The 25146-nt window shown below is 35.4% G+C and carries 25 protein-coding genes; 19 read left to right on the top strand and 6 right to left on the bottom strand.

Going from position 1 to position 25146, the window contains the following annotated elements; genetic code table 11:
• The first annotated feature begins 277 nt into the window (after positions 1-277).
• The 3 genes from GCQ56_RS19275 to GCQ56_RS19265 all read left to right on the top strand — a co-directional run bounded on the left by GCQ56_RS19275 (position 278) and on the right by GCQ56_RS19265 (position 3328).
• A complete protein-coding gene (locus GCQ56_RS19275; RefSeq protein ID WP_152736175.1) occupies positions 278-724 on the top strand; it encodes a dCMP deaminase family protein in 447 nt (148 codons plus the stop codon).
• A 5-nt stretch (positions 725-729) separates the two neighbouring features.
• On the top strand, positions 730-2334 hold the full coding sequence (locus GCQ56_RS19270; protein ID WP_152736174.1) for a S41 family peptidase: 1605 nt from the start codon (positions 730-732) through the stop codon (positions 2332-2334).
• A 148-nt stretch (positions 2335-2482) separates the two neighbouring features.
• A complete protein-coding gene (locus GCQ56_RS19265) occupies positions 2483-3328 on the top strand; it encodes a periplasmic heavy metal sensor (protein ID WP_152736173.1) in 846 nt (281 codons plus the stop codon).
• 57 nt (positions 3329-3385) lie between these two features.
• Here the strand turns inward: GCQ56_RS19265 and hemN are convergent, their stop codons facing one another.
• The gene (hemN, locus tag GCQ56_RS19260; protein WP_152736172.1) at positions 3386-4750 is read right to left on the bottom strand and encodes an oxygen-independent coproporphyrinogen III oxidase; all 1365 of its coding nucleotides are present in this window, start codon (positions 4748-4750) and stop codon (positions 3386-3388) included.
• Positions 4751-4877: 127 nt separating this feature from the next.
• Here hemN and buk point away from each other — a divergent pair, with 127 nt between their 5' ends.
• Together buk and GCQ56_RS19250 are read left to right on the top strand one after the other, a co-directional pair.
• Positions 4878-5954: a butyrate kinase gene (buk, locus tag GCQ56_RS19255; RefSeq protein ID WP_152736171.1), complete on the top strand. Its 1077-nt coding sequence runs from the start codon at positions 4878-4880 to the stop codon at positions 5952-5954.
• A 3-nt stretch (positions 5955-5957) separates the two neighbouring features.
• A complete protein-coding gene (locus GCQ56_RS19250) occupies positions 5958-6458 on the top strand; it encodes an alpha/beta fold hydrolase (RefSeq protein ID WP_152736170.1) in 501 nt (166 codons plus the stop codon).
• A gap of 55 nt (positions 6459-6513) precedes the next feature.
• Here the strand turns inward: GCQ56_RS19250 and trpS are convergent, their stop codons facing one another.
• Together trpS and GCQ56_RS19240 are read right to left on the bottom strand one after the other, a co-directional pair.
• On the bottom strand, positions 6514-7503 hold the full coding sequence (trpS, locus tag GCQ56_RS19245; protein WP_152736169.1) for a tryptophan--tRNA ligase: 990 nt from the start codon (positions 7501-7503) through the stop codon (positions 6514-6516).
• Positions 7504-7648: 145 nt separating this feature from the next.
• Positions 7649-8092 (bottom strand): YqaA family protein, encoded by a 444-nt coding sequence (locus tag GCQ56_RS19240; protein ID WP_152736168.1) that lies wholly within the window; start codon positions 8090-8092, stop codon positions 7649-7651.
• A gap of 149 nt (positions 8093-8241) precedes the next feature.
• Between GCQ56_RS19240 and rbfA the strand changes: the two genes are divergently transcribed.
• From rbfA to GCQ56_RS19220, 4 genes are all read left to right on the top strand, one after another.
• Positions 8242-8577, top strand: coding sequence for a 30S ribosome-binding factor RbfA (rbfA, locus tag GCQ56_RS19235; protein WP_152736167.1), 336 nt, complete (start codon positions 8242-8244; stop codon positions 8575-8577).
• A 12-nt stretch (positions 8578-8589) separates the two neighbouring features.
• Positions 8590-9804, top strand: a complete 1215-nt coding sequence (locus tag GCQ56_RS19230; RefSeq protein WP_152736166.1) for an FtsX-like permease family protein — start codon at positions 8590-8592, stop codon at positions 9802-9804.
• An 82-nt stretch (positions 9805-9886) separates the two neighbouring features.
• Positions 9887-10573, top strand: a complete 687-nt coding sequence (locus GCQ56_RS19225; RefSeq protein ID WP_152736165.1) for a hypothetical protein — start codon at positions 9887-9889, stop codon at positions 10571-10573.
• A 12-nt stretch (positions 10574-10585) separates the two neighbouring features.
• The gene (locus GCQ56_RS19220; RefSeq protein WP_152736164.1) at positions 10586-11230 is read left to right on the top strand and encodes a hypothetical protein; all 645 of its coding nucleotides are present in this window, start codon (positions 10586-10588) and stop codon (positions 11228-11230) included.
• A gap of 26 nt (positions 11231-11256) precedes the next feature.
• Here GCQ56_RS19220 and dusB read toward each other — a convergent pair whose 3' ends face one another.
• Complete coding sequence (dusB, locus tag GCQ56_RS19215; RefSeq protein WP_299994870.1) at positions 11257-12252, bottom strand: tRNA dihydrouridine synthase DusB; 996 nt, start codon at positions 12250-12252, stop codon at positions 11257-11259.
• Between the two features lie 137 nt (positions 12253-12389).
• Between dusB and GCQ56_RS19210 the strand changes: the two genes are divergently transcribed.
• Positions 12390-13310, top strand: a complete 921-nt coding sequence (locus GCQ56_RS19210) for a CPBP family intramembrane glutamic endopeptidase (RefSeq protein WP_152736163.1) — start codon at positions 12390-12392, stop codon at positions 13308-13310.
• Here GCQ56_RS19210 and GCQ56_RS19205 read toward each other — a convergent pair.
• Complete coding sequence (locus tag GCQ56_RS19205) at positions 13257-14036, bottom strand: hypothetical protein (protein WP_152736162.1); 780 nt, start codon at positions 14034-14036, stop codon at positions 13257-13259. The genes GCQ56_RS19210 and GCQ56_RS19205 overlap by 54 nt on opposite strands.
• A 249-nt stretch (positions 14037-14285) precedes the next feature.
• Entirely contained in the window at positions 14286-14972 is a 687-nt protein-coding gene (locus GCQ56_RS19200; RefSeq protein WP_152736161.1) for a hypothetical protein, read from the bottom strand.
• Positions 14973-15255: 283 nt separating this feature from the next.
• On the opposite strand from GCQ56_RS19200, the gene GCQ56_RS19195 reads away from it, so the two are divergent.
• The 9 genes from GCQ56_RS19195 to GCQ56_RS19155 all read left to right on the top strand — a co-directional run.
• Positions 15256-16062: an energy transducer TonB gene (locus GCQ56_RS19195; protein WP_193323848.1), complete on the top strand. Its 807-nt coding sequence runs from the start codon at positions 15256-15258 to the stop codon at positions 16060-16062.
• Between the two features lie 777 nt (positions 16063-16839).
• On the top strand, positions 16840-17067 hold the full coding sequence (locus tag GCQ56_RS19190) for a hypothetical protein (RefSeq protein WP_152736159.1): 228 nt from the start codon (positions 16840-16842) through the stop codon (positions 17065-17067).
• Between the two features lie 87 nt (positions 17068-17154).
• Positions 17155-17778 (top strand): phage tail protein, encoded by a 624-nt coding sequence (locus GCQ56_RS19185; RefSeq protein WP_152736158.1) that lies wholly within the window; start codon positions 17155-17157, stop codon positions 17776-17778.
• Positions 17779-17949: 171 nt separating this feature from the next.
• Complete coding sequence (locus GCQ56_RS19180; RefSeq protein ID WP_152736157.1) at positions 17950-18936, top strand: hypothetical protein; 987 nt, start codon at positions 17950-17952, stop codon at positions 18934-18936.
• Positions 18937-18983: 47 nt separating this feature from the next.
• The gene (locus tag GCQ56_RS19175) at positions 18984-19607 is read left to right on the top strand and encodes a phage tail protein (protein WP_152736156.1); all 624 of its coding nucleotides are present in this window, start codon (positions 18984-18986) and stop codon (positions 19605-19607) included.
• A gap of 69 nt (positions 19608-19676) precedes the next feature.
• Positions 19677-20297 carry a phage tail protein gene (locus GCQ56_RS19170; protein WP_152736155.1) on the top strand — a complete coding sequence of 207 codons (621 nt, stop codon included), beginning with the start codon at positions 19677-19679 and terminating at the stop codon, positions 20295-20297.
• Between the two features lie 75 nt (positions 20298-20372).
• Positions 20373-21479: an ABC transporter substrate-binding protein gene (locus tag GCQ56_RS19165; protein ID WP_152736154.1), complete on the top strand. Its 1107-nt coding sequence runs from the start codon at positions 20373-20375 to the stop codon at positions 21477-21479.
• A 57-nt stretch (positions 21480-21536) separates the two neighbouring features.
• Positions 21537-22403, top strand: a complete 867-nt coding sequence (locus tag GCQ56_RS19160) for a methionyl-tRNA formyltransferase (RefSeq protein WP_193323847.1) — start codon at positions 21537-21539, stop codon at positions 22401-22403.
• Positions 22404-22430: 27 nt separating this feature from the next.
• A partial coding sequence (locus GCQ56_RS19155; protein WP_152736152.1) for a Calx-beta domain-containing protein occupies positions 22431-25146 on the top strand: 2716 nt, incomplete at its 3' end.

The following is a 25146-nucleotide window of genomic DNA, read 5'->3' as shown; positions in this document are numbered from 1 at the left end:
AAGTCTCATGATTATTAGCATAACAAGAAGATGAAACAATCAAATCTTTACATTTAATAAATTTATTTGTAGAATAGCATTAACTCTATTTATATCTCAATATGGATATGGTTTAAAAATAGTTAAATTTTTGATTAAACCTCATAAAATCAGGATAAAGCTAATGTAAAATAGTGTCAATTGATTATGGTAAATTTAAAGGATTCGATATGAATTTGCGGCTAACTCCCAATATATTTTTATACATTTGTTTGAACCACTTAAATGGAGTAGTAATATGCAGAATACTGAAATTGTGAAGTTGAAAGGTAAGCAGGATAATTTAGACAGAAGATATTTGAGAATGGCTTCGGTTTGGGCTGAAAATTCTTATTGTAAAAGACGACAAGTTGGTGCTTTGATTGTAAAAGACAAAATGATCATATCAGATGGGTACAATGGAACTCCATCGGGCTTCGAAAATGTGTGCGAAGATGAAAACTTTACGACCAAACCTTACGTACTACATGCAGAAGCCAATGCTATAACCAAAGTTGCTAAATCTAGTAATAGTAGCGATAATGCTACCTTGTATGTTACAGCCTCCCCATGTATTGAGTGTGCAAAATTAATTATACAAGCCGGAATTGTTCGGGTTGTATTTTCCGAAGAGTATCACAGTTCCGACGGAAAAGACTTGCTTGAACGAGCAGGTATTGAAATGAAATATATCAGTTTAAAATAAAATTCATGGAATACAATAATAAAAAGAATGCCATTCTATTGCCTGTTTTACTGGCATGTGCGATAGTATTAGGTATGTTTTTGAATTCCTTTTTTCAGAAGGGAAGTAGTGGGGAATCAACCATTTTTCAATTGCCAACGGCTAGTAACAAATTAGACATTGTTTTGGATATGGTTGAGGAAGATTATGTTGATACAGTTAGTTCGGATCGATTGGTTGAAGAAGCTATTCCCGCCTTACTTAAGGATCTTGATCCACACACCGTTTATATTCCAGCAAAGGATTTACAACGAGTAAATGATGATTTAAAAGGAAATTTTGGTGGAATTGGTGTACAGTTTGTGCGCTATCAGGACACGGTTGCCATTGTTAGAGTAATTCCTGGTGGTCCATCTGAGATTGCAGGAATAAAAGCTGGCGATAGAATTGTTAGCGTGAACGATTCTTTAATTGCAGGGAAAAAATTAAGCGATAACAATATTATTAGCCGATTAAAAGGACCCAAAGGTACTCCTGTAAAAGTTGGTATATATCGTCGTAGCTCGAATGAGAATTTGGATATGGAATTGTTAAGAGGTTCTATTCCGGTTCCAAGTGTTGATGTTGCTTATATGTTGAATGATTCGATTGGATACATTAAAGTGAGTCGTTTTGCAGCAACCACTTATTTCGAATTTTCTGAAGGATTGCAAAAGTTACACAACGAAGGAGTTCAGAAATTAATAGTTGACTTACGTGGAAATACTGGAGGTTATCTTGGCGAAGCTACGAATATGATTAATGAATTTTTGTCTAAAGGCAAGATGATCGTTTACACCCAGGGAAAAGCTCAACCAAAAACTGATTACATGTCAACAGGTAACGGGCAATATCAGGATTTACCTATTATGGTTTTAATTGATGAGGCTTCGGCTTCAGCAAGTGAAATTTTTGCAGGTGCTATTCAGGATAATGACCGAGGAAAAATTGTTGGTCGCCGTTCCTTTGGTAAAGGATTGGTGCAGGAACAGCGCAGATTGCCAGATGGTTCTGCATTGCGATTAACCGTTGCACGTTACTACACTCCAACTGGTCGATGCATTCAAAAGCCATATAATAATGGAAAAGAAGAATATTATAATGATATCAATCACCGATTTTTAAATGGAGAATTCCAGAAAAAAGATTCCATTCATTTTAACGATTCGCTGAAGTTTACAACACCAGGTGGAAATGTTGTTTACGGAGGAGGTGGTATCATGCCTGATGTCTTTATTCCTGTTGATACTTCGGGATACTCAAACTATTTTAGAGATCTTAGAACCAAAGGGATTATTTACCAGTATGCTTTTGCTTTTGTAGATAAGAATAGAGAGGAGATGTTGAATCTTAAAACACATACAGAGGTTTTATCTTACCTTAAGAACAAGAATATTATTAGTAAGCTAGTTGCTTTCGCTGATAAAAAAGGGGTTAAGCCCGATTCGAAAGGATTGCGTCAATCGCGTAAAGTAATCGAAACTCAACTGAAAGCATATATTGCCAGAGATATAATAGATGATATAGGATTTTATCCAATAATTAAAGAATTGGATAAAACATTACTTGAAGCGGAACAGATGTTTAATTAATAGCTTTTCGATAAAATAAATGAAGGACTCGCAAATTTGCGGGTCTTTTTTTTGCTCTGAATTAAACCTTTTAAAACTAGAGCAGTCAAACTCCCGAAATCGATTTTAATAGCGCAATATATTAGTAAAGGATTTAAAATTAGACATCATGAAAAAAATAGCAATTATAGGAATGATATGCATGTTCTTTGTAGCAGGAACAACAAGTTTGTATGCACAGCAGGGACGCAAGGGTAGAAATATACAAAAATCTACTTTAACCGATGAGCAGAAGGAACAAATGAAAGAGGTTCGTATTAAGCATGCTTCCGAAACTAAAGATTTACGTAACGAGTTAAACGAGTTGCAAGCACGTCAGAAAACTCTGGTATCGGCGAATCACCCGAATAAAAAAGAGGTTTATGCCAATATCGATAAAATGAGTTCAATTAAAAAAGAATTGAATTTACAGAGAGTGGATATGCGATTGGAAATGCGTTCGATTCTAGATGAGGAACAGCTTTTAAGAGTTGGTAACGGATCAGGTTTTAAGCATGAAATGAAGAAAGGAAAACATGGACAAAAAGGAATGCGACAGGGCATAGGAAATGGAAAACGACATGCTGCCAATTGCAATAAGCAGTTTTGTGATGGAACTGGTGTTGGAGCTAAAGGCAAAGGGGCTAACATGCACAATCGTAACCTACTTGATTTAAGTGACGACCAAAAGGAGCAAATGAAAGATTTACGTATTGCTCACATGAAGGACACCAAAAGCTTAAGAGATGAAGCTGAATTAATCAGACTAAAGCAAAAGCAAATGATGACATCTGAGAATCCTTCAATGTCTGATTTGAAAACAAATGTGAATCGTTTGTCTGAGATTCAAAATCAGTTGGCAAAAAAGAGATTCGATAATCAGTTAGAGATTCGTAAAATATTAGATGAGGATCAGTTGGTACTTTTCTTAAACCGATCTGGTAAAGGGTTTAAACATGGACGCAGAGCGTTGTAGATAATAGATTTGGATTTAATGATTAGAGGTTCCTGTAGACAGGAACCTCTTTTTAATTTATATCGCTTTCGAAAACATTTTATCGCCACCTTTTTGTGAGTAGCGCAGTTTGTTGTCGAATGGTTTGGCAATGTTTCTCAGGAAAATCATTCCCAGATCGGTAACCACCAACTTTTCATCGTTCAGTTCAATAATTCCTTCTTTCTGCATTACCTCCAGCTCGTCCATAATTCTTTCAGGAAGGTATTTCTTCAGCTCATTGGAAAAGAAGAGTTCTCGACGGCAGGTAATGTCTAAAATCGCACGTTTTATCGTTAAATCTTCATCTGTTAAGAAATAACCTTTTACTAAATCTAACTCACCTTTTTCACAAACTGCTTCGTACAAATCTATTTCCTTTGGATTTTGTGCGTAAGCATATTTCGCATCGGAAATGGATGAGGCCCCTAGACCAATTAACAATTCGGTGTGCGAGGTATTGTAGCCCATAAAATTACGATGCAAGCGTTTCTCTTCGCGTGCAACATACAATTCGTCGTGAGGTAAGGAGAAATGATCCATGCCCACATCGCTGTAGTTCAGTTCTGCCAATTTTTCTTTTCCCAAATCATACAAGGCTCTTTTGCCTGCACTATCCGGAATATCAGCATCGGTAAACATACGCTGACCTTTGGTTTTCCATGGCACATGAGCGTAGGAATAATAGGCAATTCTATCTGGTTTCAATTCTGATACTTTCTCGAAAGTATCACGAATCGAGCTGATTTTTTGTTTTGGCAATCCGTAAATTAAATCGAAGTTCACCGATTTGTAGCCAATTTCTCTGGCTGCTTCGGTCACTTCCTTTACGATTTCGAAGCTTTGCTTGCGATTAATTACACGCTGAACCTCGGGATCGAAATCCTGAACACCGTAACTTACTCTGCGAAATCCAACATCATACAAAGCTTGCAAGTGTTCACGAGTGGTATTGTTTGGATGTCCTTCGAAACTGAATTCGTAATTTTCATGCAATTCTGCATTTTCCTTTAATCCGATAATCAGTTTTTTTAAATTTTCAGGACTAAAGAAAGTTGGAGTACCACCACCCAAGTGCAATTCACGAAGGATTGGTTTTTCACCAAAAGTATTCAAATAGATTTTCCACTCTTGAAGAACAGCCTCTATGTATTTGTCTTCAACACCATGATTTCGGGTAATTATTTTTGTGCAGGCACAATAGGTACACAATCTTTCACAGTAAGGTAAATGCACATAAATACTAATTCCTTTACTTGCATTCGATTCGTCGAAAGTACGCTTCACCACCTTTAACCATTCCGAAGCATCAGGTTTATCGTTGCCCCAAAAAGGAACGGTTGGATAACTGGTATATCGTGGTACGGGTACGTTATACTTGTCGATTAAGAGTTCTCTGTCCATAAAAAAATACGTTATCGGTAATTCATACAAAGATATCTTTTTTTATAAGAATTGAGATATTGGGAAGCGGCAATCGCGATCTGATAAAGATTTTGTAAATTCATCATGCTCAAATAAAAAATTAAAGATGATGAATGCGAAGGAAATTGTAGTTGTGATTAATCCAGGCTCTACCTCAACCAAAATAGCCCTTTATAACAGAACCGAATTGCTTGATGAGATGACCACTCGTCATTTACAGAAAGATTTGGATCGTTTTGAGTGTGTGACTGATCAGTTTGAATATCGATATAAAATGGTAGAAAAGGGATTGGATGAAATGTTATCGAAAAAAGAACTTAAAGTTGTTGGTATTGTGGGTAGAGGTGGAATAGTAAAGCCTTTAGAAGGTGGAACGTATCGCATTAATCAAGCTTTTTTAGAGGATGCCAAAATGGGAAAATATGGCGATCATGCATCTAATTTAGGAAGTATGTTGGCTAATAAATTATCAAAACATTTTAATCTAAACGAAAGTTATACGGTAGATCCGGTGTCAGCAGGGAATATTGTTGAGAAAGCCAGAATATCAGGAGTTCCTGGAATTGAGAGAAATAGGAGAGGACATCCGTTGAATATGAAAATGACTGCCAGGAAGATTGCATTGCAACAAAACATACCATACGAAGTGGCAAAGTATGTAATTGCACATTTGGGAGGTGGAATATCCATAGCAACAGTCGAAGGTGGGAAAATTACCGATGTGAATGATGCACTAATGGGAATGGGGCCTTTTTCACCAAACAGGGCAGGAGCCATTCCAACACGAGGAATTATGGATTTGTGCTATTCGAAACCACGAAAAGAAGTGGAGCAGCAATTGAGCAAAAACAGTGGATTAAAAGCCTATTTGGGAGTTGATGATTTGCGTGATGTTTTTAAACTAATTGGAGCAGGGAACGAAAAAGCAAAATTGGTATATGAAGCATTTGTTTACCAGATTGCAAAAGAGATTGGCGCCTATCACGCTGCTATGAAATGTAAAGCCAATGGCATAATTATTACAGGAGGTATTGCTTATTCTGATCGATTTATTGCAGATTTGAAAGAGTACGTTGGTGGTTTAACCGATTTTTTTGTTTATCCTGGCGAAAATGAAATGGAAGCATTAGCCGAAGGAGCATTTAGAGTGATCGATGGAAAGGAAGTTGCATTAGAATATTAGGATATGAAAGTTATTTTCTCACATGGAAAAGAGAGTGGTCCTTGGGGAACCAAAATAAAACGTTTGGCGAAAATTGCCAGAAAACATACTTGCGAAGTGGATAGTCTTGATTACAGAGCGTATCAAAATCCTGATGACAGAGTATATCAACTTCTTAATTATTTAAATGATGAAAAAGAAGAATTCATTTTAGTTGGCTCAAGTATGGGAGGCTATGTTTCTTTGGTAGCTTCGGAAAAAGTAATGTCAAAGGGCTTGTTTTTGCTGGCTCCTGCTTTATTTCTTGAGGGGTATCAAAAACAAGATTATAGGACCAAGTGTGCAGATATAGAAATTATTCACGGATGGAAGGATGAAGTAATTCCATATCATAACTCAGTAAAATTTGCTAAAAATGTAGATTGCTCCCTTCATTTGATTAGCGGCGATCATCGTTTGAATTGTTCCTTAGAAATTGTAGAAAACTTGTTTAAACAGTTTCTTCTTAGAATATTGCATGACTAGAAATAAAAAATGCCATCTCAATTGAGATGGCATTTTTATATCATATTAATTGTTCTTAGAATTTTCTAAAACCAAATAGTCGACGAACTTCTTCTAATGTTTTAGCTGCACTTTCACGAGCTTTTTCGGCTCCTTCTTGAGTTACTTTTCTTAGATAAGCGTCATCCTGTGAAATATCCAAAAATCGCTCTCTAATTGGGCTTGTGAAATTAATGATATCCTCGGCCAATTGCTTTTTCATATCGCCGTAACGAATTTCACAATTGTTGTATTTGTCATTGAAAAAATCGTAAGTATCTTTTTCAGAAACCACATCCATTAAAGTGAAAAGGTTTTGAATTGCCTCTGGTTTTTCCTGATTCATTTCAGTTGGTCCACTATCCGAAACAGCTTTCATCACTTTTTTACGAATACTTTTTGGATCTTCGACCAAACCAATTGCATTTCCTTCCGATTTACCCATTTTTCCAGATCCATCTAATCCAGGAATTTTAATGAATTCTCCGGTAAATGAATAGGGTTGAGGAATAGGGAAGGTTTCTTCTCCGTATGAATTGTTGAATCTCTTCGCAAACTTACGTGCCATCTCTAAATTCTGTTCCTGATCTTTTCCAACAGGTACAAACTTTGCCTTATGAATTAAAATATCAACAGCCATTAAAACCGGATAAGTTAACAATCCTGCATTTACATTTTCAGGATTTTTACGTGCTTTGTCTTTAAAAGAAGTTGTACGTTCCAACTCTCCTAAATAAGCATTCATATTCATTAATAAATACAATTCAGGAATTTCCGGCACATCACTTTGTACGTAAATAGATGCTTTTTCAGGATCAATTCCACAAGCAAGATATTCGGCTAAAACGTGTTTTACTTTTACGTGAAGATCTGCAGGGTTCGGATGTGTAGTTAGGGAATGCCAATCTGCAATAAAGAAAAAGCAATTGTTATCATTCTGCATTTGCACAAAGTTCTTTACCGCTCCGAAATAATTTCCCAGGTGTAGATTACCTGTCGATCGAATTCCACTTACTACTGTATTCATGATCTAATTCATTAATAGCTCAAAAATGAGCTGTTTATACTTAAAAATATTATCCCGCAAAATTATGAAACCTAATGGATAAATGAAATAGAACTCGAAAATTCTACGATTTTTTGATATTTGAAATTTTGGAAGTGTTATTTCATTAGTTAATTGCTTGCAAGGTAAGCCATGCCCAAACAATGTAGCGGCACAATTTTCCCATTCCCATTAACAGAGCCATCCAGTATGGATTGGTTTTTAAAAGTCCCAGTCCCAAAGGTATTAGGTCACCAATAAACGGAAGAAAGGCAAAGAAAGCGAAAGCATTACCTTTGTTTTGCAGATAGATTTTGGTTTTTTCAGCTTTCTTTTTTTTAATCCGAAGCAGTTTTTCTATCCACTCCCATTTGCCAATATATCCTAAATAGTAGCTGGTCAGTCCGCCAAGCCAATTGCCAAATGTGGCAACGCCAATGGTTAAATTAATATCAAAACCAGAATATACACAAAGACTTAAAATAGCCTCTGAGCTAAACGGTAATATCGTCGCAGCTAAAAAGCTAGCCGCAAACAAACCCCAATATCCATATTCTATTAATTCTGTCATTTCTGCGCAAAAGTAAGGAATTGAAAGAATCAAGAGTCGGAATTGTTAAATATTCTTAGATTTCTGATAATTTGTTCATTGATACATTTCAACAATTCAGACTATTCAACTTTTCCTCTTATCTTTGTGAAAAATTTAGACAAGTATTTATGGAAAGCACAAGACAAAGCAAAGTTTCAAGATTATTACAAAAGGATTTAGGAGAGATTTTTCAGGTGGAATCACGTAATCTTTTCGGTGGAAAGATGATATCGGTTACAACTGTTAGAATTAGTCCTGATTTGGGCTTGGCTAAGGTTTATTTAAGTATTTTCCCTTCCGATAAATCAGAGGAAACTCTTGAGTTGGTTAAGATGAGCTCGAAAAATATCAGAAGAATTTTAGGTAAAAGAGTTGGGAAACAACTTCGTATTGTTCCTGAATTGGCTTTCTTTATTGATGATTCACTAGATTATATTGAGAATTTAGATAATTTGTTGTCTTAATTTTATCACAATTTGAATCTTCCATTTCACATCGCCAAACGTTATCTGTTTTCTAAAAAAAAGCAGAATGTCGTCAATATCATATCTCTGATATCTGTTATTGGAGTAATGTTGGGTACCATGGCTTTGGTAATTGTTTTGTCCGTATTTAATGGACTAAACGGATTGATTACTGATTTGTATGGAAGTTTCGATCCTGATTTAAAAATTCTACCAACTAAAGGAAAAACCTTCATTCCCGATTCCACTTTTGAGCAAATTCGAAATATGGAAAATGTGGTGTTTTACTCAGAAGTTTTGGAGGAGAATGCCTTGTTGAAATATGGTAATCGCCAGCGCCCAGCAACCGTTAAAGGTGTTGATGAGAATTTTACGTTGATGACCGGCATTGATACCATGATGGTGGAGGGGAATTTTATATTAGATTCCGAAAAGTATCAGTTCGCTGTTTTAGGATATGGAGTGGCATTGGATTTAGGAGTTGGATTAACCTTTGTTGATCCGATTAAATTTTATGTGCCCAAGCGAACTGCAAAAGTGGGACATAATCCGATGAATGCATTTAAATCTGATATTTTATACCCATCGGGATACTTTGTGATTCAGGCAGATTTTGATTCTCAATATGTATTGGTTCCTCTTGATTTTGCGAGAAAGCTATTCTCGTATAAAAATGAGGTAAGTGCTATCGAATTAGCCATTAATGATTCGGATGAAATCGAAAATGTGAAAGAAGAAATTCAGAAATTACTGGGTAATGAATTTGTAGTAAAAAACCGCTTCGAACTTCACGATGTTATTTTTAGAATGTTAAAGACAGAGAAAGCAGCTATCTTTTTTATTCTTGCTTTTATATTAATAATTGCTTCTTTTAATATCATTGGTTCATTAACCATGTTAATTCTCGAAAAAAAGAACGATATCTCAACCTTGAGAAGTATGGGCGCCGATGAGAAAACCATACAGAAAGTATTTCTAATGGAAGGTTGGCTGATTACCTTATCTGGAGGTGTTTTAGGGATTATTTTAGGCGTTATTGTATGTTTCCTGCAAATTCAATTTGGTTTTATTACGGTTGCTGGATTAGGCAATTTGGTGGATAGTTATCCGGTAGAGGTTCACCTTATTGATATTTTTATCATCTTTACAACTGTTGTACTAATTGGATACTTTGCATCTCGCTTTCCGGTTTACTACATCACCAAGCGATTTTTACAGTTTAACTGATAAAAATTCCACTACGACATTACTTTAAATACTAAAATCACAAGCTGATTTTAGAAGATAATAACTTATTAAATCATACAAGATGAAAGGATTATTTGTATTCTGTTTGTTGGTATTTGGTATTGCCCAAATTGCGCACGCTCAACAAACTGCACTTACAGCCGATGGTAAAGTGGTTATTCTTTACGATAATGGAACCTGGTCTTATGCCGATGTCAAAGTTTCTGCAAATAAAACGAGTGATACAGAGGTAAAAACCATTAATGAGCAGGTAGTTGTTATAAATCCAAAGGTTGAGATCGATAATTCGCCTATTACTCTAAAGGATGGAGAAGTTGCAAAAACTGCTTTTATTGAAGGTCCGAGTAAAAAATTGGCAAAGTATTTCAAGCAGAAAAATATTGTTCGTTGTGATTTTGTATTGACATCAAAAGATGGGAAAGCAATTTTAAAAACCGATTGGAGAATTATGAACGGAGAAGCTTATTCCTATTTCGGATTTATTAAAGAAGGAAATATGCTTCAATTGGAATTGATTGGTGGTAAGAAAGTTGATTTGGTTTATACAAAAGAATTTGAACCTAAAGAGTACGAAAAATATGGTTTCTCAACTTATTCTGCCGAACTGGAATTAACTGAAGATCAAATGCGTTTACTAAGTAAGAGCATTGTTTATAAAGCTCACATGACTTGGAGCAGGAGAACAGAGGAATATAAGGTGATTGAACCATCTTATTTTATAAAGGCATTGCCTGAAATAATCGAATAAATTTTAATAGTTATGAAGTATATATTGGTATTTGTTGCAATATTGTTTGCAAGTTATTCAAGTGTAGATGCTCAAATCAGATTGAGAACTCCTGAAGGCAAAATCGTTTTACTTTTTGACAATGGCACCTGGAAATATGAGGAGCCGAAAAAAATTACTGAAGAACAGAAGGCGATGAAAATTACGGAAAGTATTAAGCCTATTGTTTTAAAGGATATTGAATTGGACGCTTTAACTGTAATTAAAGGGGAAAGTGCAAAATTGAGTAAATTTTTAGATGCTAAAGATGCAATAAAATGTACGTTTAAATTAAAATCAGAGAAGGACAAAGTTGTATTAAAAACGGATTGGAAGGTATTGGATGAAGAGGGATCTCATTTTTTCGGATACATTACCAAGAAATCTAAAATTGACTTAGAATTAGCAAATGGTGAAATAGTTAGCTTGCAGTATGCTAATTACTATCAACCAAAGGAATATGTCAATTATGGTTTTTCAACCTATTCAGCAGAATTGGAATTAAGCAAAGAAAATATCAGAAAATTACAAGCTGCCTATATTACTAAGGCAACTATGAAATGGAGTAGGAGAACGGAGACTTATACAGTGTTCGATCCGGATTATTTTCTAAAAGAATTACCTAAAATAATAGAATAAAAAAAGACGCTTTAAGCGTCTTTTTTTTATTCATCTTCTATATGCAGGTCGCCCCATTCCGAAGCAATTCTATTTAAAATTATCATTAAATCCTCGTAATGATCGGCCCGAAGCATATCAATACGGGTTTGTTTAAAATTGAAAAGACCTTTAAACATTCCTGCCATGTGTCTACGCATGTGTAGAATACCTCTGCGTTCATCTATCCAATCTATGGCAGCGTCAATTTGTTCTTTTAGCATTTCCACTTGTTGAGCAACTGTAGCAGGAGGTAACAATTCTCCAGTTTTCATGTAATGCTTCACATCTCTAAAGATCCAAGGTTTTCCAACAGCAGCACGTCCAATCATAATAGCATCAACACCATATTTATCGAAAGCCTCTTGTGCTTTAACAGGATTGGTAATATCACCATTTCCAATAATAGGAATGTGCATTCTCGGATTGTTTTTTACCTCACCAATTAATGTCCAATCGGCTTCGCCTTTGTACATTTGGCAACGAGTTCTACCATGAATTGTTAGACCGGCAATTCCCACATCTTGCAATTGTTCTGCAAGCTCCACAATAATTTTTGAATCTGCATCCCAACCCAAACGAGTTTTTACGGTAACTGGGATATCAACAGCTTTAACCACTTGTTCGGTGATTTTTAAAAGCTGTGGTACATTTCTTAGCATTCCCGATCCAGCGCCTTTACCTGCAACCTTCCGCACAGGACATCCAAAGTTCAAATCAAGAAATTCGGGTTTTGCTTCTTCTACAATTTTAGCCGCTTCTACCATTGGATCTACCTCTTTGCCATAAATTTGAATAGCTACAGGTCTTTCCTCTTCAAGAATGGTAAGCTTTTTCATGGTTCTATTAACCGAACGTATTAATGCATCCGACGAGATAAACTCGGTATACATTAAATCGGCACCATATTTCTTGCATAAAACACGAAATGGTGGATTGGTAACATCTTCCATCGGAGCCAATAAAACAGGCTTCTCTCCTAAATCCAAACTTCCTATCTTCACTTGTATTCTTTTTAAATCAGGCACAAAGATATAATAAAGTCTTAAGAGTCGAAAAGTCTACATTGCGATTGAGTACTTTCTGCTTTGACCTTTATACTTATTGTTTTATTTTTGTTTCTCACCTTAAAAAAAGTAACATGTTAAAAGGATCCTTGCGTCATTATTCACCATTTGCACAATTACTACTCAGTTTGATAATTGTATTGGGCTCATTTTTATTGACCATGTTTGCTGGTAGTATTTTAGCTTACCTTATTTATGGTGTAAATATCTTTACCGATACACAAGTTATAAATATTCATAGCGATACTGTTAATCTTTCTATTCTAAAGTTTTATCAGTCGGTATACTCTGCTGGAATGTTCATTATACCACCTTTTGTTCTTGCTTATTTAATTCATGATAATACAGTGGAATATCTGTACCTGAAAGAGAAGCCAAAGTTTTTGAATGCTTTCTTTGCCACAATTATTATTGTAGCTGCCTTACCTATGATTAATTTCCTGGCAGAGATCAATTCTTACATGCAGTTGCCTGATTTTTTGGCTGGGGTAGAGAATTGGATGAAGGCTAGCGAAGAGCAGGCGAAGGTGGTTACCGAGAAATTTCTGGTCATGAATTCAAGTTCTGACTTATGGGTAAATTTGCTTGTAATAGCTCTTATCCCTGCCATTGGTGAAGAATTACTGTTTAGAGGCGTTATACAGAGAATTTTCTCGAATATGACCAAGAATATTCATTGGGGAATAATAATCACGGCATTCTTGTTTGCTGCACTACACATGCAGTTTTACGGATTATTGCCACGTATGGCTATGGGAATTCTATTCGGATATTTATTGATATGGTCGAAAAACTTATGGGTACCAATTATTGCTCATCTAATGAATAATGGTCTGGCTGTTTTAGCTAAATACTATGTAAGCAAAGGAAGTTTACCTAAAGAAGTAGAAACCGTTGGTGCCGAGGGTAATTTTCTAATTCCCGGAATTTTATCAATTATATTAGTCTTGTTTTTGATGCATACTTTCTACCGAATTGGTAAACGGCAGGCTTAATGTATCTTGCTCTGCTTTTTTAAGCTGTTCTAATTTTTCTCGTTCACCTTTTCGCCAAACGTAAACAATACCATAGTCTGTGCATTTTTCTCGTTTGATTTCATCCGAAAATTCATCAAATTTTTTCTCTACTTCGTTCCAAAGTTCTAGGATTAATTTATCCGCATCAGTTCGATATTCGGCTACTTTTTCAGAGAAACGATGGGTATTATTCTGAAGTGTTTTTTGATAATTGTAAGCTTGTTTAAAATTCTCACAGTTCACACGAACCAAAGCGATAGATGGGCTGTAAATTGGATTTCCTCCATTACGGGTTCTTTCCTGTTCGCCTTTTATTAATTTGTCGCCCCATTCAATTAACTTAGTATCTTGTAGTAGGGATGGTGTTGCTTTAGAGTTTTTCTTTATTCCATAAAATTCTCTTACCTCAGGTTTTAATTCTCCTCGAATAATACAAAAATTCAATACCTGAATAAAGTGAGAAACATACAATCTAGCTTTTCTTAACTTCTCGTTGTACTTCTTACTTCTGCTCGATTGCTGACTCAAAGCCTGACGATGATTCCGAATTGCTAATTCATAGTGAGGCAAAAAGGTTTCTATTCTCTGGTATAAAGAATAGGAATAAGCCAAATCGAATCGATTGACTCTCATGCTAATACTTAATGCTGCATTTAAAGCACGAACTCGTGCTGTATCGGTATTTGGTAATCGGCGGTAAGGCATTTATAATGGGGTTTAGCAAAAATTGGTATAGTGTATTGCGAATATACAAAAAATATGCTTTCGTATTTTACCGTTCGCACAAGAAATGAATATATAAGATTGATTTGGTAGGTGATATATTTCTTGCGATACTATATTGTATAGTCGATATTTAAGCTAGTAATGAATATTTTAAAATTATTTTCAATGAGGAATTGTACTAATATAAGAATAGGCTGATTTTTCGCTAAAATCAGCCTAGTAAAAACATCATTTATTCTTTAATTTACCTGAATGCGTGGTAATGTAAATTATGCCATTACCTCCTCTTACTCCATATTTAGATACATCGCCACCTTTGTCAACTCTTATATTTTTAATATCATTTGTTGATAGTGTCTTCAACATTGAAAAATCAGATGCCATACCATCGATATCAATCAGAGCCGCACTCGATGCGTATAGTGAAGAATGACCTCTAATTATGAATTCGCCGTCTATATATCGTACACTGGGAAATTCTGCTTGAATAATAGCTAATACAGAACTATACTTTGAATAATCCTTTAGGTTTGATTTTTTTTTCGCCAATGTTTTAAAGGATTTAATTAAACCAATATGACCATTTTTAATGGCTAATTCTTCTGCATTTTTTGATGGAATAAGTTTTAAGCTTACAATTAGAGGATGATTGATTTTACGAACTTTGATTCTTCTATTTACAAAACCACTTGCGCTAATTATCAGCTTGTCTTTCATTTCTGAAGAGCAAATAAACTCTCCTTTTTTATTTGTATATACTATTTCATTACTATTATGGTTCATTACTTTTGCATTAACAATAGGTATGCTATCAAAAGCAAGGACAGTACCTTTTACTTGTATTTTTTGAGCCGAAACAAATTGACAACTAAATATAGTAATCAATAGAAATGGTAGAAAATTTTTTTTTTTCATGAATGGGTTTTTTAATGGGTTAATAATCTTTAATATATGAATTTGTAAATTACAAAATATTTATATTAATACAATATTTAAAACAAACATTATGCCAAGTAGCTATACGGATGTATTGTTGAAAAAATCAATTTGTATATTAACGCATAAGATAAACATTGAAAATAAAATTAATCTAACACCTTAATAAGATTTTATTAAGAAATAACAATTCTTTCTAGTTTCACCTATTATAAGATAAGTATAAATAATATGATACATTTGCATTTTTTTAATGTGGATTATGAAACGTACTTTACTGCTATTTTCATCAATATTATTGGTCACTTTTACTTATGCCCAAAGAGACACCATTGTTTACTACAAAAAACATGTGCCTCAAGTAACAAGTGTAGATGCTGATTACCAAGTGGTAATTCAGCAGAAAACTGACAAATCATCAATCATGATGAAATGCTCTTTTGAAGAAGGAAAATGGAAGGTGGAAAACACGGAGTTTATCAAATTGAAAAAAGATAATACTTATTTCATATCGGATGGAAATAAGAAGTACAAAAGGAAGTTTAAAGTAATCCCTGGTGGTTATCGGGTCGAGGATTACAATCACAAAGGACAGTTGAAAGCCAAAGGAATAAGTACAACACTATTTCCATTAACCTGTCATGGTCAGTGGCTGGATTATACGGAAGGATTCGTTACCGGAGTAAGTACTTATAAAAATGGAGTAATGACCTGCTCATACATTACCAATAATAAAAAAGAACTTCTGCCTACAAATACCTATGCTAATGTTGATGAATTGGCGGAGTATATTGGTGGTGATGAACAATTTGATATAGACTTGAGTAAAAATATCACTTATCCGGTAATTTGTCAGGAAAATGGAATAACAGGTAAGGTATTTGTACTGTTTGCAATATCTGAATCAGGTGAACCCTGCGAATTTCAAATGTTAGAGGGTAATGATATTTATTTGTATCAAGCTGCGGTACAGGCACTAGCTAGCTGTAAAAAGTGGAAACCTGCTCAAAAGAATGGTATGTCGGTAAAGGTTTATACTGTTGTTCCAATCAATTTTGATTTAAGGTAGATTCAATAGAAATATATTTATGAAAGTGGTCGCCAATTGGTGACCACTTTTTTTTGATAGTAGCATTTAAATAGAATGTCCACCTCTTTTTTTTTTAGGTTAAAATTCTCAAAAAGGGATACTTCAGTAATTAAGGCAATAATATAAATGCTTTCTGTTATTTAGAATAAAAATAAATAACTTGATAAAAGCTGGTTTTATTCTAACTAGAATTATGTATTAAATTAAAATTGGATAAATGAAATGCATCCAATAAAGTATAAATGCTACAAAATAAATTATACCAACATTCTTACTGATTTGTCAATCCCAGTGGTATTCGTAATATCAGAATTATTTAAATGATTTAAAAGATCAGATTAAAGCACTTAAAAAAACGATTAAGAAAATAATATCACAAATGAGGATATTGCCATAATATAAAGGTTAAGCATTAGTGTATCATTACTAAATAGAACAATAAAAATCATAAAAAAATTTTAGAGTGTAATGTTTTTGTTTTAAATTCATATATAATATGACTCAGATAATCAGAATTATGTAGGGTTGAGGTTTATTACTTAAATGAAAAAGCATAAAGGAGCGAAGGATTTTTAAGTGAATAATGGGTTAAAATGAATAACGATCATAGACTACTCATGATATAATTTTTTTAAACACTTAAAATTTTACTTATGGATGCATTTCTTTCTTTTATTGGATTATGGCATGTTGGTAAGACAGCTAATCAATTAATACGGCATTGATGGAGAAAATCGGACTTCTGCAGGAAATTATTTGGGTTTTTCCGGAGGTGATATTTATCAAGACTCAGCTTCAGCAGGGAGTACATTAAATAGTGGTGCTATTACTGTCGATTCTTCAGAATTACAAGTTGCTATGGGAGATGTTACGGTACAAATAGACGATACTGGCGAAGGATCTCGATTTCCTATTATTCAACCATTTTTATGTGTTAACTGGATAATATGCATTGATGTACTTTACCCTCAAAGAGACAACTAAGCACTAATAAAACAAGAACTGAGAGGAGCTTCCCCCTCTTTAGACATTATTATTATTTGTAAGAATGATTAATTAAAAAGAGAAATTATGGATGGAACTTTAGCAGAAATTAGAGGGTTCGCAGGAGCGTTTAATCCTAAAAACTGGGTCTTTTGTCAGGGACAATTAATGTCAATTAATAATAATCAAGCCTTATTTGCGCTAATAGGCAATTTTTATGGTGGTGATGGTCGCACTACTTTTGGTATTCCCGATTTGCGTGGAAGAGTACCGGTAGGATCTGGCAGAGGACCAGGATTATATCCTTACCAACTAGCTCAAATGGGAGGTTACCAGCAGATAGCTCTGACAGTAAACGAAATGCCGCAACATAGTCATGCTGCTGCTGCTACTGTTGGAGCAAGTGTTGTGGGAGGTACAGTAACAGCCACAATGAATGTTAATAACTCCGATGGAGAAAATAGAGCACCAGCTGGAAATTACCTGGGGGTATCTGGAGGCGATATTTATCAAGATGCACCTTCAGCAGGAAGTACACTAAATAGTGGTGCTATTACTGTTGACACTTCTGGACTACAGGTAGCTGTGGGAGATGTTACTGTACAAGTTGGTAATACTGGCAAAGGACAGCCATTCCCTGTTATTCAACCTTATTTGTGCATACAGTGGATAATGTGTGTTGATGGACTTTTCCCTCAAAGAGATAACTAAGCAAGATTCAAAAAATTTAAACCTGGGAGGAGCTTCTTCTTTTCAGGTTTTACTGTTTGTAAAATTTAATTGTTACTAACAGTAATAAAATTAGAAATAGATATTTAGCATAAATCAGAAGAGGTATAGGAAAATTTTACTCCCAAAAAACTGAATCTATCACATAAAAAAATGGCAGAACTTTCAATTAATAGAGAATTACGGTACGCAACAGAATTAATTCTCAATTGTAAAAAAGAATATGGATTGATGAAGAATGCTGTTGACAGAATGTATCAAGTATTCCTAAAATTTACCGATGTAGACATCTCCGATCAGAATACTCCGGATATTGAACTTGCATCTGGCATTGCTCTTGCTCCTGCACCAGCAGCACATTGCCTACTGGAGATGACACGTACTGCCATATTTCTACGCGGTATAAATCAAGCGATTCAAGAAAAGTTACAGCAAAAACAAAACTTACAAATATTGTATGCAGGCTGTGGTCCATACGCTACTTTAATTACGCCTTTACTTACCCTTTATTCTTCAAATGAATTAAGGGTTGACATTATTGACATTAATGAGGTTTCGTTGAACTCAGCAAAGGCGGTGATTAGTGGTTTGGGAATGGACGATTACATTGGTGATTACCTCCTTGAAGATGCTACTGAAATGAAACTCACCAAGGATTATGACATTGTAATTTCGGAGACTATGCAAGCCACACTTAAAAATGAACCACAGATGGCGATAATGCAAAATATGGCACAACAAATAAATTCGCAATGTGTGTTTATTCCTCAAGAAATAATTGTGGATGCCAAGCTAAATTCTGGTGGAAGACGTAATACCGAGACTCTAGTTTTGGAAAATGAAAAAAGAATTGAATTGGGAGAGATATTGAAAGTAAACATCAGTAATGTGTTAGATCCCTTTGAGATTAAGAAAGTCAATCTTGAAACTATTTCTGGCGAAAATCAATGGGAGCTTAAGTTGTACACAACAATAAAAGTATTTAAAAACCATAAACTCACTGAGGGAAATTGTTCATTGAATTTGCCGAAAAAAATTAAGGATTTTAATCTTGAATCAGTTGATGAAATAGATTTTTGGTACGATCAGAGCATTCCCGTAAAAATTAAACACCGATTTAAAGCCTTTTCAAATAACTGACTAAAACAATAATTTACTTTTTACAAACTCAATTTAAATTTGAAATAATGGAAGGAACATTAGCCGAAATCAGAGGTTTCGCAGGAAATTTTAGCCCTAGAAACTGGGCTTATTGTTATGGACAGATAGTGTCAATAGCTCAAAATACTTCGCTTTACTCACTATTGGGAACAACTTTCGGGGGTGATGGTCGTACTACTTTTGGAATTCCTGATTTACGAGGTCGGGTGCCTATTGGACAAGGGCAAGCACCAGGAATGCAAGAATATTACTTAGGACAGTTTGGAGGACAGGAGTTGATTAGGTTAACTCACGCACAATTGCCAGCACATAATCATGCAGCTGTTGCTTCGATTGGTTCCGCTACTATTAGCGGTGAGGTAGTAGCAACGATGAATGTTAATAATAGCGATGGAGAAAATCGGACTCCTGAAGGGAATTATTTGGGTTTTTCCGGAGGTGATATTTATCAAGACTCAGCTTCAACAGGAAGTACATTAAATAGTGCTGCCATTACAGTCGATTCTTCAGGATTACAAGTTGCTGTGGGAGATGTTACAGTACAAGTAGATAATACTGGGGATGGAGGTCAATTTCCTATTATTCAGCCATTTTTATGTATTAATTGGATAATATGTATTGATGGACTTTATCCTCAAAGAGATAACTAAGAGTTAAGAATAAGATTCATATTTTATTATTTGTAACAATCAATTATTAACAACAAAAAAAGAAAAGTTATGGAAGGTACAATGGCAGAAATCAGAGGATTTGCAGGAACTTTTAATCCTAAAGGTTGGGCATTTTGTCAAGGGCAGATATTAGCTATTGCTGATTTTCAAGCACTGTTTGCACTAGTAAGTAATTATTACGGTGGTGATGGTCGTAATACATTTGGTATTCCAGACTTACGAGGACGAGTACCAATAGGTTCGGGAATGGGGCCAGGATTAAGCTCCTACCAATTATCTCAAAAAGGAGGATTGGAATATATCACTCTTACAAATAATCAATTGCCAAGCCATAATCATATTGCGACAGCTTCAGCAGTTTCTGCTGCCATTGGAGGAGAGATTAAGGCGACGATGAATGTTAATAATTCCGATGGAGAAGTAAGAACTCCCGCAGGAAATTATCTGGGTCTATCTGGTGGTGACATTTATCAAGACATACCTTCGGCTGGAAATACATTAAATAGTGCAGCTATTGATGTTGATGCCTCGGGACTACAGGTTGCTGTGGGGGATGTTTCTGTACAAATTGGTAATGCTGGTAATGGTTCACCATTTCCTATTGTTCAACCTTATTTGTGCATAAATTGGATCATGTGTGTTGATGGGCTTTTCCCTCAAAGAAGTTAGCACTGTTTAAATTTAAACCTGACAGTAGGCAATCTATTTTCAGGTTTAACTCTTGTTTCAACCCTAAAATAAATTATGAAAATAGGAATACTAAGCCCGAATTCAGGATTTTATCCTTATATAGGAATAGACTTATTTCAAAGTATTAAACATTTCCTTGGCACGGATCATCAATACGTTGTTAAGGACACTCATTTGGCAACACCCAAAGAAAATCAGCAAGCACTAAAGGAACTCATTCTTTTCGAGAACGTAGATATGGTCGTGGGTTTTGTCGGTTATAAATCGCTAACCGCTATTAAACCACTTATTCAACAGACCAAAACCCCGATGATAATATGTAATTCTGGTGATCACCCATTACTTAAAGCGGATGTCAGTCCATACATAGTCCATTGCTCATTGGATATGTTTAACTCAATATATTTTGCTTGTAAATGGGCGTTTAAAAATATCGGTGAGCATTACTCTCGCTTGAGTTCATTCTTTGAGGCAGGTTTTCCCCTCGCCATGGCTACAGAAACCGCTGCCAGACAATACTCTGGAAAAGTGAATATAACTGAAACTTCACATAGGAATAAAGCAGACCAACTGGAAGAACATATTGCCAATGTTCAGAAAGAAAATAACGATTTTGTTTTTATGGGATATCATGGCTTTGAGGCTATTGAAGTACTGCAAAATTTAGCAAATGCAAAAGTTTTAAAGGGTATTCCTTTAATATGTTCTCCCTTTTTAACACAGCCAGAAGTCATACAACCGAATGTTGCCAATCCAATTTATTCGGTAAAAACATGGGAGGATAATACTATTCATGAACAATTGAACACATTCTTCAATTCAGAATTAAGACGCGATCTCTCATTGTCGGGCATATTAGGATATGAAGTAGCCATGATTATTAAGTATTGCATTGCTAAAGAATGGGATTATAATGATGAAATAACACCTCTGTTAAGTGATTTGGAAATAGAATCACCAAGAGGACATTTACAATTTAACAGTGAATTAAATAATTTCAATTACCATTATTACCTTTTTGAATTGAAGAAAAGTGAAGATGGTGATGGGATTATTAATAAACAAATTGACACCATTGTCCCCGACAAATCAGATTGGGAGATACTAAATAATTTTAAAGAAGAAATGTCTGGATGGCAAAATACTTATTTATGTAACTAAATTATGCAAGCACTTATATTTTGTAATAATATTCAATCTGCCCAAGTCGTTTTTCCGATGATTCAACGCCGTCTATTTGCAGGTGTAGTAGTTCCATCAACAAATGTGGATTTAATTAATGAACTATCAAACTCTGGATACATTGAATCAGAAAAGTTATTCACTCCCAATCATAATAATGATGATGAGATTATTGACATCATTAATAGTGTAGAGCCTGATGTATGTTTAGTATTTACCTTTCCTAAGATATTTTCACAAGAGATACTCGATCTGCCTAAATTAGGGTTTTACAATTTCCATTACGGACTGCTACCAAAATATCGTAGTGCCGATCCTATTTTTTGGCAGATAAAGAATAGAGAACCTTTTGGGGGTGTTACTGTTCTTAAAATGGATAAAACCATTGATGGTGGAGAAATTGTAATGGAAGAAAAATTCCCCATTGAATCCTATGACTCCTACGCGATGCTCTTACAAAAATCCGTTGCTTTGTCAATTAAACTTCTTAATGAATTTATCGATGCCTTAATGGCTGAGACACTTACTTTCAAGCCTCAGGAATCAACAGCTTTCCAATATTTTCCCAAGCCAATACTCAAGGATGTAACCATCAATTGGTCGGAAATGGCAATGAGCGATGTCGTAGCAACCGTTAATGCAGGAAACCCGTGGAATCGTGGTGCTATTACCAATTTTGAGGGTGAAAATATTAATATCGTGCAAGTTTCTCCTGCTAAATATGACAAAGAACTACCTGATGAACCTGGGAAAATAATATTTGCAAATCAGCAATATGGAATCTTTGTTGTCTGTAAAAACCGCGAACTCTTAAGAATTGAAACGACCTATTCATCACTTGGATATAATTCAGGTGGTATGATTTTAAGTACCGGAATACAGGAAGGTAAAATATTTGAATAATTAAGCTATCCCTAAAACTAATACGCTATGAAAAGAGAGGTAAATCGAATAATGCACCCCCAAAGAAATATTAAATTGAAAGGATTTCAAATTCTTTTTTTCGTAGTATTTCTTTTTATAACTAACCATGGCTTAGGTCAAACTACGCTTCATACTGTCGATTTTGAAACTGATGGATCGGGTTATACCGTTTCACCATCCGAATCTAATGCTAATACCAGTAATCCTGATTATTGGATACGTACAAATGGTATTACCCCCGCAATTTTTCCTACTTATGGGTTCACAACTTCAAATGGAGATTATTTCTTTGCAATAGAAGATCTGGATTATGATGGTGGTGCTACTAAGCATATCATTACTTGTGATGCGGTTACGGTAAGTGGATACTCTAACCTTCAAATAAAATTATTGGTTGGTGGTACAACTGGTACACAAACCATCGAACCTACGAAATTTTTAAAGATTGAATATAATATGGATGGCGGTGGATGGGTAACACGGGCTCAATTTATAGGAGATAATACCAATTATAGATATTATGAAGATGAAAATGCTGATGGAACAATAGATGGACCAGCCCTATTATCAGCCTTGTCAGAATTTACGTATTCTATACCCGTTACAGGATCATCTCTTCAGGTTAGATTTCATTTTTACTGTGGAGGTTCAGAAGAACTTGCAATAGATGATATTAGAGTGTTGGGAGTATCTGCCAATGCCTCCCCAACAGCTTCAAATTTTACCGCCTCCCCAATTTACCAAGGTACGCCTTATGCTTTTGCAACTGCTGATTTTGCTTATTCAGATTCAGATAGCGACCCTATAGACCATGTGCGGATAACAGCTGTTCCCGGTACAGGTAGCTTATGGGTTGACTCCGATGCAAGTGGAACTATAAATGGAGCTGAATCCGCTTTGTCAAATGGAGGAACCGTTAGCAAAGCAAATTTAGATGCAGGATATTTAAAATATTTGAATACAAGTGGTACTTCATCGAGTTTTACATTTGATGTGAATGATGGAACTGATTATAGTGTTTCGACATTTACAGCTACTTTAACCGTCACTCCTGTACCAACGATCGCCTTTAATGCGACGAGTTCCAATGGTACGGAGGCGCTTGCTAGTGCTGATTTGCAAGTTGACCTTTCAGCAGCCAGTGGTTTGACGGTAACGGTTGACTATACGGTAACGGGTACTGCAAGCAGTGCTGATTATACTTTGGCAGATGGAACATTGACCCTGACTGCTGGTGATGTGAATAAAAACATCACTATTACAAGCATTGTCAATGACCTCTTGGATGAAAATAACGAAACGGTAATTGTAACGCTATCAAATCCCACAAATGCAACACTTGGGACCAATACGGTACATACTTATACCATAAATGATAATGATGGCACACCAACAATAGCTTTTAATGCAACGAGTTCCAATGGTACGGAGGCGCTTGCTAGTGCCAATTTACAGGTTGACCTTTCAGCAGCCAGTGGTTTGACGGTAACGGTTGACTATACGGTAACGGGTACTGCAACAAGTGCTGATTACACTTTAGCAGATGGTACATTGACAATTACTGCAGGTGATGTGAACGATAATATCACGATTGGAAGCATTGTCAATGACCTGTTGGATGAGAATAATGAAACAGTTATTGTAACGCTATCAAGTCCCACAAATGCAACACTTGGGACCAATACGGTACACACCTATACCATAAATGATAATGATGGCACACCAACAATAGCTTTTAATGCAACGAGTTCCAATGGTACGGAGGCGCTTGCTAGTGCCAATTTACAGGTTGACCTTTCAGCAGCCAGTGGTTTGACGGTAACGGTTGACTATACGGTAACGGGTACTGCAACAAGTGCTGATTACACTTTAGCAGATGGTACATTGACAATTACTGCAGGTGATGTGAACGATAATATCACGATTGCAAGCATTGTCAATGACCTCTTGGATGAAAATAACGAAACGGTAATCGTAACGCTGTCAAATCCAACCAATGCCAGTCTTGGTACAAACACGGTACATACGTATACCATAAATGATAATGATGCTCTTCCTGATGTATCATTTGAGTACGCAGCTCAAAATAGTATAGGTGAATCAGGTGTTGTAAATATGAAAATAGTAATGTTGCCTGCCAGTGGGAGGGATGTAAGCATACCATTCACTGTGAATGCTTCCAGTACAGCTACTGAAGGTGTTGATTATACAATCTCATCGAGTCCGATTGTAATTCCAGCAGGTTCTGAAAATGTTAATATTGTTGTAAATGTTGTTTCTGATGCATTCGATGAGGATAATGAAACTTTAGTTGTCGATATGGGAGCAGTTGATTATGCTATTCCTCAATTAAACACAAGTCAAACACTAACTCTAATTGATGATGATGCCACACCAACGATTGCTTTTAATGCGACTTCTTCCAATGGTTCGGAAGCGCTAGCCAGTGCAGATTTGCAAGTTGATTTATCTGCCGCAAGTGGTTTGACGGTCACTGTTGATTATATGGTAACGGGTACTGCAACAGGTGCCGATTACACTTTGGCAGATGGTACACTAACGCTGACTGCAGGTGATGTGAACGATAATATCACTATTGGAAGCATTGTCAATGACCTGTTGGATGAGAATAATGAAACGGTAATCGTAACGCTATCAAATCCAGTTAATGCGACATTAGGTACAAATACAATTCATACCTATACCATTAATGATAATGATG

Origin of the sequence: Marinifilum sp. N1E240 (assembly GCF_009295825.1) — a bacterium.
GTDB classification, from domain to species: domain Bacteria; phylum Bacteroidota; class Bacteroidia; order Bacteroidales; family Marinifilaceae; genus Marinifilum_A; species Marinifilum_A sediminis.
This window is presented reverse-complemented; position numbering and strand designations above follow the sequence as displayed.

Bases quoted from the DNA above. Each gene is read 5' to 3' on its own strand.
- GCQ56_RS19275 (WP_152736175.1), top strand. From the start codon at position 278: ATGCAGAATACTGAAATTGTGAAGTTGAAAGGTAAGCAGGATAATTTA.
- GCQ56_RS19270 (WP_152736174.1), top strand. From the start codon at position 730: ATGGAATACAATAATAAAAAGAATGCCATTCTATTGCCTGTTTTACTG.
- GCQ56_RS19265 (WP_152736173.1), top strand. From the start codon at position 2,483: ATGAAAAAAATAGCAATTATAGGAATGATATGCATGTTCTTTGTAGCA.
- hemN (WP_152736172.1), bottom strand. From the start codon at position 4,750: ATGGACAGAGAACTCTTAATCGACAAGTATAACGTACCCGTACCACGA.
- buk (WP_152736171.1), top strand. From the start codon at position 4,878: ATGATGAATGCGAAGGAAATTGTAGTTGTGATTAATCCAGGCTCTACC.
- GCQ56_RS19250 (WP_152736170.1), top strand. From the start codon at position 5,958: ATGAAAGTTATTTTCTCACATGGAAAAGAGAGTGGTCCTTGGGGAACC.
- trpS (WP_152736169.1), bottom strand. From the start codon at position 7,503: ATGAATACAGTAGTAAGTGGAATTCGATCGACAGGTAATCTACACCTG.
- GCQ56_RS19240 (WP_152736168.1), bottom strand. From the start codon at position 8,092: ATGACAGAATTAATAGAATATGGATATTGGGGTTTGTTTGCGGCTAGC.
- rbfA (WP_152736167.1), top strand. From the start codon at position 8,242: ATGGAAAGCACAAGACAAAGCAAAGTTTCAAGATTATTACAAAAGGAT.
- GCQ56_RS19225 (WP_152736165.1), top strand. From the start codon at position 9,887: ATGAAAGGATTATTTGTATTCTGTTTGTTGGTATTTGGTATTGCCCAA.
- GCQ56_RS19220 (WP_152736164.1), top strand. From the start codon at position 10,586: ATGAAGTATATATTGGTATTTGTTGCAATATTGTTTGCAAGTTATTCA.
- GCQ56_RS19210 (WP_152736163.1), top strand. From the start codon at position 12,390: ATGTTAAAAGGATCCTTGCGTCATTATTCACCATTTGCACAATTACTA.
- GCQ56_RS19205 (WP_152736162.1), bottom strand. From the start codon at position 14,036: ATGCCTTACCGCCGATTACCAAATACCGATACAGCACGAGTTCGTGCT.
- GCQ56_RS19200 (WP_152736161.1), bottom strand. From the start codon at position 14,972: ATGAAAAAAAAAAATTTTCTACCATTTCTATTGATTACTATATTTAGT.
- GCQ56_RS19195 (WP_193323848.1), top strand. From the start codon at position 15,256: ATGAAACGTACTTTACTGCTATTTTCATCAATATTATTGGTCACTTTT.
- GCQ56_RS19185 (WP_152736158.1), top strand. From the start codon at position 17,155: ATGGATGGAACTTTAGCAGAAATTAGAGGGTTCGCAGGAGCGTTTAAT.
- GCQ56_RS19180 (WP_152736157.1), top strand. From the start codon at position 17,950: ATGGCAGAACTTTCAATTAATAGAGAATTACGGTACGCAACAGAATTA.
- GCQ56_RS19175 (WP_152736156.1), top strand. From the start codon at position 18,984: ATGGAAGGAACATTAGCCGAAATCAGAGGTTTCGCAGGAAATTTTAGC.
- GCQ56_RS19170 (WP_152736155.1), top strand. From the start codon at position 19,677: ATGGAAGGTACAATGGCAGAAATCAGAGGATTTGCAGGAACTTTTAAT.
- GCQ56_RS19165 (WP_152736154.1), top strand. From the start codon at position 20,373: ATGAAAATAGGAATACTAAGCCCGAATTCAGGATTTTATCCTTATATA.
- GCQ56_RS19160 (WP_193323847.1), top strand. From the start codon at position 21,537: ATGATTCAACGCCGTCTATTTGCAGGTGTAGTAGTTCCATCAACAAAT.